Below are 15096 nucleotides of genomic sequence, written 5' to 3'. Positions count from 1 at the left end.
AAGGGGGGCATAGACTCCCGACCTCATGGCAACGGTATGCACACGGATGATCGCCGTGAGTTGATACTCGGCGGGCGAGGGGTGGACATGGTGCCGAACGGCGAGCCGCGGCGGAATCTGGCGCGACTGGGCTACCTGATCCGCCTCGACCAGCGCGGTGACGCCGCCCTGCCCGCCAACGTGCTCGACGCCGCGTCGGCCGCGCTGCGCCGGCGCTGGCCGCTGCGCGCGCCGACCGAAGAGGGCGCCCGGCTCGCCGTCGTCCGCCGCGCCCTGCGCGGCCGCCCCCGCCGCGGGCACGGTGCGCTGGAGATGCGCACCCTCGGCGGCGGCACCGACGAGCACATGCTCCTGCGCGCCCTGCTCCGGCTCAGCCGGGCCGACCGCGCCGCCTACGCCCTGGCCATTTCCGGCGGCCTCACCGACGCCGAGGCCCGAGCAGTGCTGGACGAAGCCCGTGCCGGTCCGACACCGCCGGCCGCCGAACTCGCCGCCGCGGTCGCCGCAGCGACCGGATTCGACCGGAGCCACCAGGAGGCGCTCATCCAGCGGGTCGCCTTCGACCCGTCCGTGGTCCGCGTCCGCGCGCACCGGTCGCGGCCGGTGCGGCGGGCGGTCCCGGCGGTCGCCGCCGCTGCCGCCGTGGCCGCGGTCCTGCTGGCCGTGCCGACAGCGGAGCCGCCCCGGCCCGCCGGGGACGGGGCGGCGCAGCCCGTCGCGGCCGACGGGCTCGCCCGCACCGGCGCGGACGAGTGGCGGGAGACCTTCCGGCTGGACCTGGCAGCCTGGGAGACCCGCGGCGAGCGGGCCGGCGATGAGGAGCTGCTCGACCGCGCCCTGCACCGGTGGCGCGCCGACGAGCAGCTCCCCGATCCCACCGCCGATGCCCGCCTGCTCTTCGCCGGCGAGGTCCCCGGAGCGCTCGGCGGCAGCGGCGCGGCTGCCGATGAGCGCCGGGCCGCCGACGGCGGCACCGCGGGAGGGGAAGCGGCCGACGGCACCGTTGTGCTGCTGCACGACCCCCCGCGGCTGGTCCGCTACGCCGAGGACGGGAGCGCCGAGGGCGGCCGCGTTGCGGCCGCCCCCGCCCCGGAACCGGGGGTCGCCCACTGGCCGGGCCTGCGCCTCACCGCCGACGGAGCCGCCGCCCGCTACCTGCTGCCGCCCTGGGTCACCGAGGCCGACACCGCCGAACCCGATCGCGGCGGGCCCGACTGGAGCACGGTGGAGGTGGACGGCCAGGGCGTCACCGCACCGGTCGCGGCGCCCGAGGAGTCGGAGTGCTCCCAGGGCCCGATCCTGCGGCTCCGCGCGCCCGACGTGGCGCACGGCCAGGCCTATACCGTGCGCGACACTGGCGGGCTCGCCACCGCCCACATCGGCTACATGCCGCCGCCCCCGGCCGAGATCCGCCGCCTCGGTCCGCACGAGCTCACCGGCGACTCCGGGGGCTTCGAGCTCTGGTCGGAGCTGGGCTGCGCCGCGCCGCCGCCGGACAGCCCGGTCGCCACCGCCACCGCCTGGGAGTTCGCCGTCACCGACCTGCCCGGCGGCGGGGAGGGCCGGTGGGTGTGCACCCGCTTCGGCGCCGAGTCCGGCCGCGGCGAGGCCCGCGTCCACCTGCTCGCCGACCGCGGCGACGGCACCGAGGCGCTGCCCGCCGGCCAGCGCAGCAACGGCTGGGACTGCAGCAACCTCAGCCGGCACATCGCCGCCGGCACCTGGTTCGAGGACGGCGACGGATCCTGGTCCTTCCTGGCCGCCGGCTCCCGCGGTACAACCGAGCTCGCGGTCTCCGGCGGAGCCGACGGCACGGCCGACGGCGGCGAGCTGGAGGTGGCCGGGCCGGACCGGGGCGCCCCGCCGGTGGAGCAGGTCAGACTGTCGGCGACCACGGACACGGGGAGCGACGCGGTCGTCTTCGCCCCCGCGTGGTAGACAACCGGGGACGGAACTCCGGCGCGCAGGCGCGGTATGAGGGAAGGCGGCGTACGTGGGCGAGAAGTACACGGGCGAGTTCGTCCGGGTCGTGACCGACGACGAGCACCCGGCAGTCGCGGTCATCCGGCTGGACCGGCCCAAGATGAACGCGCTCAACGCGCAGATGCAGCGGGAGATCGGTGCGGCCGCCGGTGCCGTGTCGGCTGACCCGGAGGTCGCCGCCGCCGTCCTCTACGGCGGTGAGCGGGTGTTCGCGGCGGGCGCCGACATCAAGGAGATGGCCGGCATGGGCTTCGCCGAGATGGCGGCCCACTCGCGCACTCTGCAGGACGCCTTCACCGCCGTCGCGCAGATCCCCAAGCCGGTGATCGCGGCGGTGACCGGATACGCCCTCGGCGGCGGCTGCGAGCTGGCGCTGTGCGCCGACTTCCGGGTGGCCGCCGAGGACGCCAAGCTCGGCCAGCCGGAGATCCAGCTCGGCATCATCCCGGGCGCCGGCGGTACCCAGCGGCTGCCGCGGCTGGTCGGCCCGGCGCGTGCCAAGGACCTGATCTTCACCGGCCGCCACGTCCGCGCCGACGAGGCGCTCGCGATCGGGCTGGTCGACACCGTGGCCCCGCCCGGCAAGGTGTACGGAACCGCCGTGGCCCAGGCCGCCCGCTACGCCGGCGGGCCCGCGGCCGCGCTGCGCGCCGCGAAGGAGGCCGTCGACCGCGGCCTGGAAGCGGACCTCGCCACCGGTCTGGAGATCGAGCGGATCCACTTCTCCGGCCTCTTCGGCACGGACGACCAGTCGGAGGGCATGCGCAGTTTCGTCGAGAACGGCCCGGGAAAGGCGCAGTTCACCGGCCGCTGATGAATGCGGCTGCAGGGAGCCGCGAGGGGTTTCCGGCAGCAGCCGGCACCGGCTGCCGGGGCCGGTGCAGGACGTGTGCCCGGCCCCGCCGCTGCCCGCGCGGCCGCGCCGCGGGGCCGGCGAGCGGGCCCCGGCGCAGCCGGCAGCGCGGCGGAGGTGCCGTCTGCGCGGCGGCCGGGCCAGGAGAGAGAGGCGACCAGGGCATGGCAGAGCGGATCTGGGGACTGGACGCGGTTCCGGCACTGGAGCGGCCCGACCTGCTCGCGCCGCCCGTCGCGGCGGCGCTGGAGGGCGGCGGGATCGACGCTTCCCGGGTGCTGCTGGCCGAAGTCGACCCGGCGCTGGCCGACACCGCGGCCTGCTGCGACGCCTACGGTGTGCCGCCGGAGGCGTCCGGTAACTGCGTCGTCGTGCGCGGCAAGCGGGGCGGTGAACTGCGTATGGCGGCGTGCGTCGTCCTTGCGACGACCCGCGCCGACGTCAACGGCGCCGTCCGCCGCCGCCTCGGGGCCCGCAAGGCGAGCTTCGCTCCGCAGCAGGACACCGTCGCCGCGACCGGCATGGAGTACGGCGGCATCACCCCCGTCGGCCTGCCCGCCGAGTGGCCGGTGCTCGTCGACCCTGCCGTCGCCGCCGCGCCCTCCGTCCTCATCGGAGCCGGAACCCGGGCGGCCAAGCTGATCGTGCCCGGCGCGCTGCTGGCGGCGCTGCCCGCCGCGGAGGTCCTGGACGGCCTCGGGGCGGCTGCCTGACGTCGTCGGAGCCGCTCCCAGCCCGGAGCTGCGCCCGCCTGCCGGCGGTGCTCCCAGGCCGATCGGCCCGTCCCGATCGGCGTCTGGCGCCGGCGGCCGGGGGAGGAGGGAGAGCGCGCACGCGGGGATCGTGCGGGTGTTCGGTTCCGATCGGGTTGCAGGACGCCCGGGCCACCGCAGTGGTCCCGCGCCTGCTGCGGCGGCCGCCCCCCGAGCCCTGAGCTGCTGCGGCGCCGGGTGCCGCGCGGGAGCGCCCGGTGCCCCGGCAGGCCCGCGGGCGCTGCGGGACGTCCGGCGGGCGCCCGCAGCCGCGCTCCCGGACCGGCGCGGACTCGGACTTCCCGCGCATCCCCGCTAGGCTTCCCTGGCCCCGCCTTCTGCCCCGCGCTCCCGGACAGCATCCGCCGCTGCGGAGAACTCCAGTACCCCCGCACACCCAGCGGGCCCCCTGAACAGGGCGGACGGCGCTCTGCACCCCGTCGCCGGCGTGATCCGCCGCGGCACCGGAGCGCCTCCCAGGCTGCGGCGCCCGGTGCCCGCAGGACCGCTGCGGCCGGACCCGGCCAGCGCTTCGGCGGCGGCCGGGCCGCGGCCGGGAGCGCAGTCGGCGGGCAAGGCCCGCAGGGCCGCCCGCATCGGCGGTCACGGACCCGGGGCGCGGATTATCCGTCATACTCGTGGGGTTGCGCGGGGTGGCGGCCGAGGGCCGGATGGCCCTCCTTGCGACGGCTAAGCTGGTCGTGGTGGTTTGCGGGTTGTGAGGGGATGAGTTCGCAATGGCAATGTCGGCAGGTTTCCCCGAGGGCGAGGAGCTGCCGGACCGTGTCGGCCCGTACTCCGTGCGGAGGCGGATCGGCCAGGGCGGGATGGGCGTGGTCTACCAGGGCTACGACCCCGTGCACGACCGGCTGGTCGCCATCAAGGTGCTGCGGCCCGAGGTCGCCGGCGACGGGATAGCCCGCGCCCGCCTGGACCGCGAGGTCGCGACCATGCGCCGCGTGCACAGCCGCAATGTCGCCGAGGTCATCGACGCGGACACCAGCGCTGAGCGGCCCTGGGTCGTCACCGAATACATCCCCGGCCCCACCCTGGACGCCACCGTCGAGCAGCACGGCCCGCTCCGCGGCCGCGCGCTCACCAACTTCACGTCCGGCATGGCCCGCGCGATCGACGACATCCACGCCGCCGACGTGATCCACCGCGATCTCAAGCCCGGCAACGTCATCATCTCCAACGGCGAGCCCATCGTCATCGACTTCGGCATCGCGCACGCCGTCGACGGCGCCAAGCTCACCCAGACCGGCACCTTCGTCGGCACGCCCAGCTACCTCTCCCCGGAGGTCATCGAGGGCACCGACCTCGGCCCGGCCACCGACGTGCACGCCTGGGGCGCCACCGTCTCCTTCGCCGCGACCGGCCACCCGCCCTACGGGGCCGGCTCGTTCGAGGTCATCTTCTTCCGAATCCTGAACGGCGAGATCAACGTCGAGGGCATGGACGAGCGGCTGAAGCCGCTGGTCATGGCTGCCGTCGCGCGCGACATGGGCGCCCGCCCCAGCGCGGCGCAGCTCGTTACCGAGACCGGCCGGCTCAACCTGGACCTGCCGCTCAGCGAAGACATGGCCGCCTACGTCTCCTCCGGCCTCACCGGCAAGCACACGGTCCAGGGCGCGGTGCAGCAGCCCGCCGAGTCCGACCAGCCGCACGGCTCGCACGCCGCACCGCCGGCGGGCGGCGGCCCGGGTGCGGGCGCCGCATTCGGCGCGATGGCGGCGGGCGCGGCGGCCGGCGCTGCCGCAGGGGCCGCGTTCGGCGGCCGCGGCGACCGCGACGCCGACTCGGCCGAGTCCGCCGCGCACGCGTCCGGCCACGGCCGGCCCGGCGACTACGGGCCCGCCACCGAGTACGGCGCGGCCGCCGAGTACGGCCCCGCCACGGAGTACGGCCCCGCCACCGAATACGGCGCCGGCGACCTGCTCGGCGGGTACGGCCCGGCCACCGAGTACGGGCCGGGCGAGGCCACCCGCGCGCACCCCGGATCGGCCGGCCACACGCAGCAGGTCGGACCGCAGGCCGGGCAGGGGCCCGCCACCGGGCACCACGCCTCCGCGCCGCAGTGGGGCCAGCAGGGCCACGGCCCCGCCGACGACCAGGGCGGCCGCACGATGGCGGTGCCGCCGTCCGGCCGCGGGCAGGACCCGCAGGCCACCGGGGCGCTCCCGCCGGACGCCACGGGTGTGCTCCCGCCGGACGCGACCGGCGTCCTGCCGCCCGGCGGGGGGCGCGAGATGCGCTCCTACGCCGCGCCTGAGGACGACGAAGACGACCGGGGGGCCGGACCGCAGACCCAGTACTTCAACTCCACGCTGCGGCCGGAGGAGTTCGAGGACCTGCTTCCGCCCGTCGAGCAGCCGGGCTCCCGGCGCCGGCGCAGCTCCGGGGAGGACGGCGACGAGGGCGGGCCGCGCACCGGGCTGCTGGGCCGGTGGCGCAAGTCCGGCGGCGACAGCGTCGGCGACTACTGGGGCGGAGCGCCCGACTCCGACTACTACGACGACGACCGCTGGCACCTGCCGCGGCTCTACCTGATCCCGGTCGGGGCGCTGGTGGCCGGGCTGACGCTGGTGGTGCCCTGGGTCGGCACCATCCTCGGCATGCTGGCGATCAGCTTCCTGGGCGCGCTGGGCACGGTGAAGCGCAACCACGCGCGGCGCCTGCAGACCCGTGCGCCGCGCTCCTCCGACACCATCGTGGTCGCGCTCGACATGCCGGTGGCGCTCCTCCGCAACCTCGGCCGCAACCTGCTGATGGGGCTCGGCTACTTCCTGGTCGGGCTGGTCGTCGGCTTCGTGATCGGCATGATCACCGGCCGGGACGGCGCGAACAACGTGGTCGCCTACGCCCTGTTCATCATGGTGCTGGTCAGTTTCGTCGGGCCGAACACCCGGGAGGCGCGGCACCAGGCGCTCGAGCTCGTGGACAAGGCGGCGTTCCGCAGTGTCTACGTGTACTGGGGTGTGATCGTCTTCACGATCCTGTTTGCGATGCTGGTGCTCTCCTACGGGTTCAGCGCCTCGCCGGCCTGGATCTGGCTCACGCCGAGCAACCCGTTCGGCTGATCCGCCGCGCTCCGCGGCGCGGCGGCGCGTTCCGGTGCCTCCGGATCCCGTCCGCCGCGCCGGGCGTTCGCAGATCTCCGCGGAGCGTGACAGGGGATACGTTCGCCTTGGCGGCTACTCGCCGGTAACATCAGGGGCGAGGACTCACGAACAGGCGGGATGCCCGGTCGAAGGCCACCCCGCCACCGGATGACAGCAGCGCGTTTGGCACTCTTGGGGCCACGGACGCACCGGCGTCCGCGCCGTCCGAGTGGGCGACGCCACGGAAGCGCAGGGAGGTCGGCCACCGGCCATGAATATTGTCGTTTTGGTCAAGCAGGTCCCGGACACGGCGACCGAGCGGAAGCTCGCTGAGGACCACACGCTGGACCGTGCCGCGTCGGACGGGGTCATCAACGAGCTCGACGAGTACGCGATCGAGGAAGCGCTCCTGCTGAAGGAGAAGCACGGCGGCGAGGTCACCGTGCTGACCATGGGGCCGGACCAGGCCACCGACTCGATCCGCAAGGCGCTGTCGATGGGCGCCGACAAGGCGGTGCACGTCGTCGACGACGCACTGCAGGGCTCCGACGCCCTGCAGACCGCGTACGCCCTCGCCCAGGCGCTGGGCACGGTCGAGTTCGACCTGGTCGTGCTCGGCTCCGAGTCGACCGACGCGCGCACCGGCGTGATCGGCGCTGCGCTCGCCGAATACCTCGGCCTGCCGCAGCTCACGCTGGCCGGCAAGGTCGACGTCGACGGGACCGCCATCTCGGTGCAGCGCCAGACCGACTACGGCTACGACGTGGTCGAGGCGCAGCTGCCCGCGGTCGTCTCCGTGGTGGAGAAGATCAACGAGCCGCGCTACCCGTCCTTCAAGCTGATCATGCAGGCGAAGAAGAAGCCGGTCGCCAAGCTCGCCATCGCCGACGCGGGGATCGACAGCGGCAAGGTCGGCCTGGCTGCCGCTGCCACCCAGACCGTCGACGCAGCCCCGGCTCCGCCGCGGGCCGCCGGCACGATCGTCAAGGACGAGGGCGACGGCGGCGCGAAGGCGGCCGACTTCCTCGCCGAGAAGAAGTTCGTATAGGTCCGGCGAGACGAAAGAGGGATTCACACCATGACTGAGGTCCTCGTCCTCGTCGACCACGTCGACGGTGAGGTCAAGAAGGTCGCGACCGAGCTGCTCACCGCGGCCCGCCGGATCGGCGAGCCGTCCGCGGTCTGGGTCGGCGACGGTGCCGCCGACGGCGCCGCCAAGCTCGCCGAGTTCGGCGCGGAGAAGGTCTACGTCGCCCCGGCCGAGCTCAACGACTACGTCGTCGCGCCCACCGCGGAGCTGCTCGCCAAGCTCGCCCAGGACACCGGCGCCGCCGCCGTCCTGGTCTCGGCCACCGCCGAGAACAAGGAGATCGCCGGCCGCACCGCGGTCAAGCTCGGCTCCGGCGTGCTCACCGACGTCGTCGACGTCACCGGCGACATCGTCACCGAGCACAGCATCTTCGGCGGCGCCACGGTCACCCACGCCAAGGTCGCGGCCGGCACGCCGGTCGTCGCCGTTCGGCCCAACTCCGTGCCGGCCGAGCCGGCCGCCGGAGCCGGGGCGGTCGAGCAGGTCGACTTCGCCGCCTCCGACGCCGCGAAGGGCGCCAAGGTCACCGAGCGCGTCGTGCAGGAGCGCGGCGCCCGCCCGGAGCTGACCGAGGCCGCGATCGTGGTCTCCGGCGGCCGCGGTGTCGGTTCCGACGACTTCACCGTCGTCGAGAAGCTCGCCGACTCCCTCGGTGCGGCCGTGGGCGCCTCGCGTGCCGCGGTCGACTCCGGCTGGTACCCGAACCAGTTCCAGGTCGGCCAGACCGGCAAGACCGTCAGCCCGAACCTCTACGTCGCGCTCGGGATCTCCGGCGCGATCCAGCACCGGGCCGGCATGCAGACCTCGAAGAACATCATCGCGGTCAACAAGGACCCGGAGGCGCCGATCTTCGAGCTGGCGGACTTCGGCGTGGTGGGCGACCTGCACACCGTCGCCCCGCAGCTGACCGAGGAGATCGAGAAGCGCAAGTAGCACCCGCACTCCCTGCACCGGCCCTGGCGGACCCCCTGTCCGCCGGGGCCGCAGTGCGCCCGGGGCCCGCCGGGCCGGGGTGGGGCCGGTCAGGACCGGTGCACCGGCGGGCGGCCGGCAGCGATCTCCTCCTGCGCGCCTCCTGAGGCTCGGGGCGCTGGGCGGCCTGCCCGTCCCTGCCGGGCCGTCCACCGGGCCGGGCGGGCCGGCTGCAGCGTGCGGAGCGCTCCGCGGGGGCCGGGGCTGCGCTGCGCCGGCGGCGCGGGGACGCCGGGGTGCACGGGCCGCCGGGACGCACTGCTGCGCGGCGCCGGTGCTCTGAGGACCCCGTCCCCGAACGTGTCCGGGCCTGCGGGGCGCGGACGCGCTGCCGGGCCCGGTGTGTCTTTCGGCACTCCGGGCGGGCTGCGCCGCCGCGGCGGCCGGCGGCGTCCGCCGGGACGCCGCTGACCGGGCGCCCGGGTGCGTCCGGCGGGTTCCGGTCCGCCTATCCTGGGATCGCCATGGTGTATCTGGATCATGCCGCCACGACCGGCATCCGGCCCGAGGTCGCGGCAGCGGTCTCGGCGGAGCTCGGCCGTCTGGGCAACCCCTCCGCTCTGCACAGTGCCGGCCGCGCTGCGCGCCGCGTCGTTGAAGAGGCCCGCGAAGACATCGCCGGCGCGCTCAACGCCACCCCGAACGAGGTCGTCTTCACCGGCGGCGGCACCGAGGCCGACAACCTCGCCGTGAAGGGGCTCTACTGGGCGCGCCACCGCGCCGACCCGCGGCGCCGGCGCATCCTGGTCAGCGCCGTCGAGCACCACGCCGTCCTCGACCCGGCGCGGTGGACCGCCGACCACCAGGGCGCCGTCTACGAGGAGATCCCCGTCGACGCCGCCGGCACCGTCACCCCGGCCGCCCTGCGTGCCGCGCTCGAACGCGACCCCGAGGGCACCGCGGTCGCCTCGGTGATGTGGGCCAACAACGAGGTCGGGACCGTGCAGCCGATCCGCGAGCTGGCCGCGGTCGCCGCCGAGTTCGGGGTGCCCTTCCACACCGACGCGGTGCAGGCCGTGGGCGCCGCCGACGTCGGCTTCGACGTGCCGGGGCTGTCCGCGCTCACCCTGTCCGGCCACAAGCTCGGCGCGCCGGTCGGCGCGGGCGCGCTGCTGCTGGCGCGCGGCGTCGACCCGGTCCCGGTGCTGCACGGCGGCGGCCAGGAGCGCGACGTGCGCTCCGGCACCCTGATGGGCCCGCTCGTGCGCGGCCTGGGCATGGCGGTGCGCAGCGCGGTCGACGAGCGCGCCGAGCACACCGCCGAGCTGGAGCGGCTGCGCACGCGGCTGGTCGCGGCCGTGCAGGACGCGGTCCCGGAGGCCGTCGTCAACGGCCACCCGGCACGCCGCCTGCCCGGTATCGCCCACCTGTCGTTCCCCGGCTGCGAGGGCGACGCCCTGCTCATGCTGCTGGACGCGCAGGGGATCGCCTGCTCGACCGGGTCGGCCTGCTCGGCCGGGGTCGCACAGCCGTCACACGTGCTGCTGGCGATGGGCGCCGACGAAGAGGCCGCGCAGTCCTCGCTCCGGTTCAGCCTGGGCCGCGGCTCCACCGACGCCGACGCCGACCGGCTCGGCGCCGCCATCGGTCCCGCAGTGGCGCGGGCCCGCGCCGCGCGGGCCAAGCGCCGCGTCGCCGACCGCGTCTGACCGCGCCGCGCAGCGGAGGGGCGCAGCGGACGCAGCCGCCGCGGCGGCCCGCCGGCGCGGACGCCCCGGGGGGCTGGGCCGCGCGCCCTAGGGCAGGTTGCGCCGCAGCGGCCGGCTGAGCATGCCGAAGGCGCGCCACTCCGGGTCGAGGCGGGTCTCCAACGCCGGGCGGCCCTGGTCCCAATCGCGCAGCGCCGCCTCCAACGACGGCAGCACGCCCGACTCGGGGTCGACGTAGAAGAAGAGCTCCTGCTGGCCCGAGCCGCTCTGCTTGGCGAACAGGGCCCCGTCGGTGCCCAGCACCTCGTTGAGGCGGCTGGTGAACGCGTCCAGCGTCTCCGCGCCGGCGCCGGAGGGGAGCTTCTCCTCGTCGGCCTCGGAATAGGGCAGCACGATGTGCGCCAGCAGCGTGAAGACCGGGAAGTCGCGCCGCTGCACCGGGTGGCGCACCAGCAGCTCCACGGCGCCGCGCAGCGGAATCCGGCCCTTCACGCTGACCCAGCCCCCGCCGCCGGTGCCGCCCAGCTGCTGGGCGACCGCCGGGATCGTCGTCGGCGGCAGCGGGTCCAGCGGCTTCTCCACCAGCGGGTGCACCGCGCCGATGGTGCGCACGTAGTCGTCCTCGCCGAGCGCGAGCATCACCACGTGCTCGGCGACGCCCTGCTGCTCGTCGTCCGGCAGGAACATGAAGTCGGGGTGGTAGACGCCCGCGGTCAGCCGCCCGCTGCCGCGGTCCGCGCGCAGTTCGACGCTGGAGTGGCTCAGGTCCAGCTCATGGCCGTTCCAGTCCAGGCGGCGGCCGAGCGCGTCGTGGTCGGTCGGCACCGCCGGGCGGAAGGTCCACGCCGGCTCGGGCGGCGCGGAGCGGGCCCACCGCTCCGCCGCGATGCGCGCGTCGTCGTCGGCGCCGGCCCGCAGCGTGAGCGCGTAGGAGGCGCCGGCGGCCGCAGCGGTGTCCGCACTGGAGTCGGGGTCGTCGAGGCCGGCCAGCCGCGCCATCAGCTCGCCCGGATCGGTGTCCAGGGAGGCCTGCAGGTCTTCCAAGCCGACCGGGCCGGGCCGCGGCGCGGGCGCCGTCTCCCAGCCGAGCGCGGGGTGGACCGCGCGGATCAGCGCGCTGACGCGCTCCGCGGCGGCTTCGGGGACCGGCTCGCCGGCGTCGATCGCCTCGGCCAGCGCGGTCCGGAACTCCGGCCAGGCAGACCAGAACGCGTCGATGGCTTCAGCGGAAGGGGAAGCGGCAGAGCGGCGGCGGCGGAACAGTCCCATGGTCCGATTTTCGCAGAACCGCACGGCACCCGTGCCACTCGCGGTACCCCTGTCCCGCCGGCACCGTGCGCACCCCGAGCTGTGATGGAGACCGCGGCCCATTGCGGCCGCCGGCCGGCGCTGCGCCAGCCACCGCGCACCGCCGCCCGCGCAGCGGTGGGGTGCGGGCGCCGGAAAACAGGCGGCGGGGCGGCAGCGCAGAGCGCATACTCTGGAGGCGTTATGACTTTGCGCGTACTGGCCGCCATGTCGGGCGGCGTGGACTCCGCCGTGGCCGCAGCACGGGCCGTGGACGCCGGGCACGATGTGACCGGTGTGCACCTCGCCCTGTCCAAGAACCCCCAGTCCTACCGGACCGGCGCGCGCGGCTGCTGCACGGTGGAGGACTCCCGGGACGCCCGCCGCGCGGCCGACGCCATCGGCATCCCGTTCTATGTCTGGGACATGGCCGAGGAGTTCGACCGCGAGGTCGTGCAGGACTTCGTCGAGTCCTACGCGGCCGGTGAAACGCCCAACCCGTGCCTGCGCTGCAACGAGAAGATCAAGTTCGAGGCGGTGCTGGACCGCGCCGTCGCGCTCGGTTTCGACGCGGTGTGCACCGGCCACCACGTGCGGCTCGTCGACGGGCGCCTGGTGCGCAGCGTCGACCAGGGCAAGGACCAGTCCTACGTGCTCGGCGTGCTCACCCGCGAGCAGGTGTCGCACGCGATGTTCCCGCTGGGCGACTGCACCAAGGACGAGGTGCGCGAGGAGGCGTCGCGGCGCGGCCTGGCCGTGGCCGGCAAGCCGGACAGCCACGACATCTGCTTCATCGCCGACGGCGACACCGCCGGCTTCCTGCACGGCCGGCTCGGCAGCCGGCCCGGCCCCATCAAGGACGAGGACGGCGCCGTGGTGGGCGAGCACTCCGGTGCGCACGCCTACACGGTGGGCCAGCGCAAGGGCCTCAACCTCGGGGGAGCGCCGGACCGCCGCTACGTGCTCTCGATCGAGCCGGTGGAGAACACGGTCACGGTCGGGTCCCGCGCGTCGCTGCAGGTGGACGGGGTCGTCGCGCGCGAGCCGGTCTGGTCCGGGCGCGCCCCGCTGACCGCGGCGGACGCGCCGCTGCCCTGCAGGGTGCAGCTGCGGGCGCACGGCGAGGTCTACGGCTGCACCGCCTCGGTCGGCGCCGACGGCGCCCTCCGGATCGACCTCGACGCGCCGGCCGCCGGCATCTCGCCCGGCCAGGCAGCGGTCCTCTACGACGCCGAGACCGGCGACACGGTCCTCGGCTCGGCCCGCATCTCCGAAACCCGGACCGCGGCTCGCGCCTGACGCGCCCCGGCTGCCCCCAAACCCCGCCCGATGCCCCTCCGCGGCCCGGTCGGCCGCTGCAGTGTGCCGCCGGGTGCGCGGTGGGAACGACGGTGTGCACGGATGCGCACCGCGCGGCAGCACGCCGGTGCAGTGCGCGGGTTCCCGCCGGCCGCTTCGGGGCGGCGGGAACCCGGGGCGCCCGGCCACTGGGCAGTGAGTTAGGTTAGCCTTATCATTGTTCGCGCCGGACGTGCGGACTGACCGGGAGGTCCGATGGAGTACGGGTTCCTAGAGGGCCAGCCCCTGTGGATCGTGTACGCCGCGCTCTTCGGCATCGTCTTCGTGCGGACCCAGGCCACCTACTGGATCGGCCGCGGTCTCGGTGCCGGACTGCACGCGTCCCGGTTCGGCACCCGGCTGGGCGGCCGGCTCACCCGCGCCGAGCGGCTGATCGACCGGTTCGGCCCGCCCGTCGTCGCGCTGGCCTACCTCACCGTCGGAATCCAGACCGCCGTGCACCTGGTGGCCGGTGCGATGCGGATGTCCTTCCCGCGCTACCTGGCGGCGATGCTGGTCGGCTGCGCGCTCTGGGCCGGCCTCTACAGCCTCGGCGGCCTCGCCGTCATCACGGTCTGGTGGAACATGTTCCTCCACTCGCCGGCCCTCGCCGCCTCGACCGCCGCGCTAGTCGCCGCTGTGGCCGTCACCGTAATCGCCCTGCGCCGCCGCCGCACCCGGGCCGCCCAGCAGGAGGATTCCGAGCCCTCTGAGGCGGTCTCCGGCTGAGGGTGCTGGCGGCAAAGGCGTGCTGCAGCGCGCCGTGCCCGTGCGATCACCCGCCCCCGGCCGGCCACTCCTGGCCCGGCCCCGCGCGCCGCGGCAGTCCTGGGGGCAGCGGCCGCGGAAGCGCCCGGGTGGGCCCGAGCGGTGGTGTGCGGCTGCCGTCCCGTTCTTCGTGGCCGCCGGCCGGGTGCCCTAGGCTTGGCCGACGTGACTGAGCAGCGATATCCGTGGCCCGTGGCGAGCTGGACCGGGGTGGGCTCCTATCCCTGGGATGACCCGGGCGAGGCGGCGCGCACGGTGTTCGGCGAACTGCCGCAGTTCCCGCACCTGCCCGAGCTTCCGTCCCGCGGCGCCGGGGCCGACATGGTCGGCCGGACCGCCGGGCTGCTCGTCGACTTCCCGGTCGAGGTGCAGCCGACCGGCTGGCGGGCGGCCCGCGGCGCCGGACGCGATCTCGCGCGGTCCCGGAGCATGCTCGCCTACGACCTCGACGCCGTCGAAGAGCACGGCAAGGACTACCGCGGCCCGTTCAAGATCCAGGCGGCCGGCGCGTGGACTCTCGCCGCCAGCCTTGAACTGCGGTCCGGGGAGCGCCTGCTCTACGACCCCGGCGCAGTCGCCGACCTCGCCGCGTCGCTGTGCGAAGGGATCGCCCGGCACGTCGCCGACGTCGCCGCGCGGCTGCCCGGCGCGCGGCTCGTCGTTCAGCTCGACGAGCCGTCGCTGCCCGCCGTGCTGGCCGGCCGGATCCCCACCGCCAGCGGCTACCGGCGCTACCGGGCCCCCGCCCCGACGACCGCCCGGGAAATCCTCGCCTCCGTGTTCTCCGCCGTGGACGCCGCGGGTGCGGTACCCGCTGTGCACTGCTGCGCGGCCGGTGCGCCGGTGGAGCTCCTGCACCGCTCCGGTGCCCGCGTGCTGGGGCTCGACGCCGACCGTCTCACCGCGGCCGACGACGAGGCGGTCGGCACCGCCGTCGAGGACGGCGCCGGGCTGCTCCTGGGCGCCGTGCCCACCGGTCCCGCGCCGGGACCAGCCGCGGCGCCGAGTGATTCGGACGGACGCGCCGACACGGCTCCGGACGCAGGCAAAGTGTCACCGGCGGTCGGTAACGTCTCTGCCGTACGCACGCTGTGGAACCGCATCGGTCTCGCCCCTGACCTGCTCGCGGAGGCGGTCGTGGCTACTCCCGCCTGCGGGCTGGCCGGCGCCTCGCCCGCGGGTGCCCGCGCCGCGCTCGACGCCTGCCGCACCGCGGCACGGGTCCTGCGCGACGACCCCACCGGGGCCTGACCGGGGCGGTGCCGCCGGCCGCCGAGGACGCCGGCCCTGCGGCGGCCGGGGC

11 protein-coding genes are annotated in these 15096 nt (G+C 75.6%); 10 read left to right on the top strand and 1 reads right to left on the bottom strand.

Annotated features, from left to right (window positions below):
* Positions 1 to 87 precede the first annotated feature (87 nt).
* The 7 genes from ACYVGT_RS26280 (at position 88) to ACYVGT_RS26250 (ending at position 10400) form a co-directional block, all read left to right on the top strand.
* The gene (locus tag ACYVGT_RS26280) at positions 88 to 1938 is read left to right on the top strand and encodes a hypothetical protein (RefSeq protein ID WP_460863099.1); all 1851 of its coding nucleotides are present in this window, start codon (positions 88 to 90) and stop codon (positions 1936 to 1938) included.
* Positions 1939 to 1993: 55 nt separating this feature from the next.
* Positions 1994 to 2797, top strand: coding sequence for an enoyl-CoA hydratase/isomerase family protein (locus ACYVGT_RS26275; RefSeq protein ID WP_460863098.1), 804 nt, complete (start codon positions 1994 to 1996; stop codon positions 2795 to 2797).
* Between the two features lie 203 nt (positions 2798 to 3000).
* Positions 3001 to 3549, top strand: a complete 549-nt coding sequence (locus tag ACYVGT_RS26270; RefSeq protein ID WP_460863097.1) for a YbaK/EbsC family protein — start codon at positions 3001 to 3003, stop codon at positions 3547 to 3549.
* A 776-nt stretch (positions 3550 to 4325) separates the two neighbouring features.
* Positions 4326 to 6668, top strand: coding sequence for a serine/threonine-protein kinase (locus tag ACYVGT_RS26265; protein WP_460863096.1), 2343 nt, complete (start codon positions 4326 to 4328; stop codon positions 6666 to 6668).
* Positions 6669 to 6960: 292 nt separating this feature from the next.
* Positions 6961 to 7737 (top strand): electron transfer flavoprotein subunit beta/FixA family protein, encoded by a 777-nt coding sequence (locus ACYVGT_RS26260; RefSeq protein WP_460863095.1) that lies wholly within the window; start codon positions 6961 to 6963, stop codon positions 7735 to 7737.
* A 30-nt stretch (positions 7738 to 7767) separates the two neighbouring features.
* Positions 7768 to 8712, top strand: coding sequence for an electron transfer flavoprotein subunit alpha/FixB family protein (locus ACYVGT_RS26255; protein ID WP_460863094.1), 945 nt, complete (start codon positions 7768 to 7770; stop codon positions 8710 to 8712).
* Positions 8713 to 9215: 503 nt separating this feature from the next.
* Positions 9216 to 10400 (top strand): cysteine desulfurase family protein, encoded by a 1185-nt coding sequence (locus ACYVGT_RS26250; RefSeq protein WP_460863093.1) that lies wholly within the window; start codon positions 9216 to 9218, stop codon positions 10398 to 10400.
* A gap of 87 nt (positions 10401 to 10487) precedes the next feature.
* On the opposite strand, the gene ACYVGT_RS26245 is transcribed toward ACYVGT_RS26250, so the two are convergent.
* On the bottom strand, positions 10488 to 11669 hold the full coding sequence (locus ACYVGT_RS26245; protein ID WP_460863092.1) for a DUF695 domain-containing protein: 1182 nt from the start codon (positions 11667 to 11669) through the stop codon (positions 10488 to 10490).
* A gap of 222 nt (positions 11670 to 11891) precedes the next feature.
* On the opposite strand from ACYVGT_RS26245, the gene mnmA reads away from it, so the two are divergent.
* The 3 genes from mnmA (at position 11892) to ACYVGT_RS26230 (ending at position 15044) form a co-directional block, all read left to right on the top strand.
* On the top strand, positions 11892 to 12986 hold the full coding sequence (gene mnmA, locus ACYVGT_RS26240) for a tRNA 2-thiouridine(34) synthase MnmA (protein ID WP_460863091.1): 1095 nt from the start codon (positions 11892 to 11894) through the stop codon (positions 12984 to 12986).
* Positions 12987 to 13241: 255 nt separating this feature from the next.
* Positions 13242 to 13754: a DedA family protein gene (locus ACYVGT_RS26235; protein WP_460863090.1), complete on the top strand. Its 513-nt coding sequence runs from the start codon at positions 13242 to 13244 to the stop codon at positions 13752 to 13754.
* A gap of 204 nt (positions 13755 to 13958) precedes the next feature.
* Positions 13959 to 15044 carry a methionine synthase gene (locus ACYVGT_RS26230; protein ID WP_460863089.1) on the top strand — a complete coding sequence of 362 codons (1086 nt, stop codon included), beginning with the start codon at positions 13959 to 13961 and terminating at the stop codon, positions 15042 to 15044.
* Positions 15045 to 15096: the final 52 nt, after the last annotated feature.

It is taken from the genome of Nocardiopsis coralliicola (genome assembly GCF_054779695.1).
The sequence above is the reverse complement of the archived record's forward strand: the minus strand, read 5'-3'. Positions and strand labels throughout refer to the sequence as shown.

What these genes read in the sequence shown, in the direction of transcription:
- mnmA (WP_460863091.1), top strand. Translation starts at nt 11,892, where the DNA reads ATGACTTTGCGCGTACTGGCCGCCATGTCGGGCGGCGTGGACTCCGCC.
- ACYVGT_RS26255 (WP_460863094.1), top strand. Translation starts at nt 7,768, where the DNA reads ATGACTGAGGTCCTCGTCCTCGTCGACCACGTCGACGGTGAGGTCAAG.
- ACYVGT_RS26270 (WP_460863097.1), top strand. Translation starts at nt 3,001, where the DNA reads ATGGCAGAGCGGATCTGGGGACTGGACGCGGTTCCGGCACTGGAGCGG.
- ACYVGT_RS26235 (WP_460863090.1), top strand. Translation starts at nt 13,242, where the DNA reads ATGGAGTACGGGTTCCTAGAGGGCCAGCCCCTGTGGATCGTGTACGCC.
- ACYVGT_RS26245 (WP_460863092.1), bottom strand. Translation starts at nt 11,669, where the DNA reads ATGGGACTGTTCCGCCGCCGCCGCTCTGCCGCTTCCCCTTCCGCTGAA.
- ACYVGT_RS26265 (WP_460863096.1), top strand. Translation starts at nt 4,326, where the DNA reads ATGGCAATGTCGGCAGGTTTCCCCGAGGGCGAGGAGCTGCCGGACCGT.
- ACYVGT_RS26250 (WP_460863093.1), top strand. Translation starts at nt 9,216, where the DNA reads ATGGTGTATCTGGATCATGCCGCCACGACCGGCATCCGGCCCGAGGTC.
- ACYVGT_RS26260 (WP_460863095.1), top strand. Translation starts at nt 6,961, where the DNA reads ATGAATATTGTCGTTTTGGTCAAGCAGGTCCCGGACACGGCGACCGAG.
- ACYVGT_RS26280 (WP_460863099.1), top strand. Translation starts at nt 88, where the DNA reads ATGGTGCCGAACGGCGAGCCGCGGCGGAATCTGGCGCGACTGGGCTAC.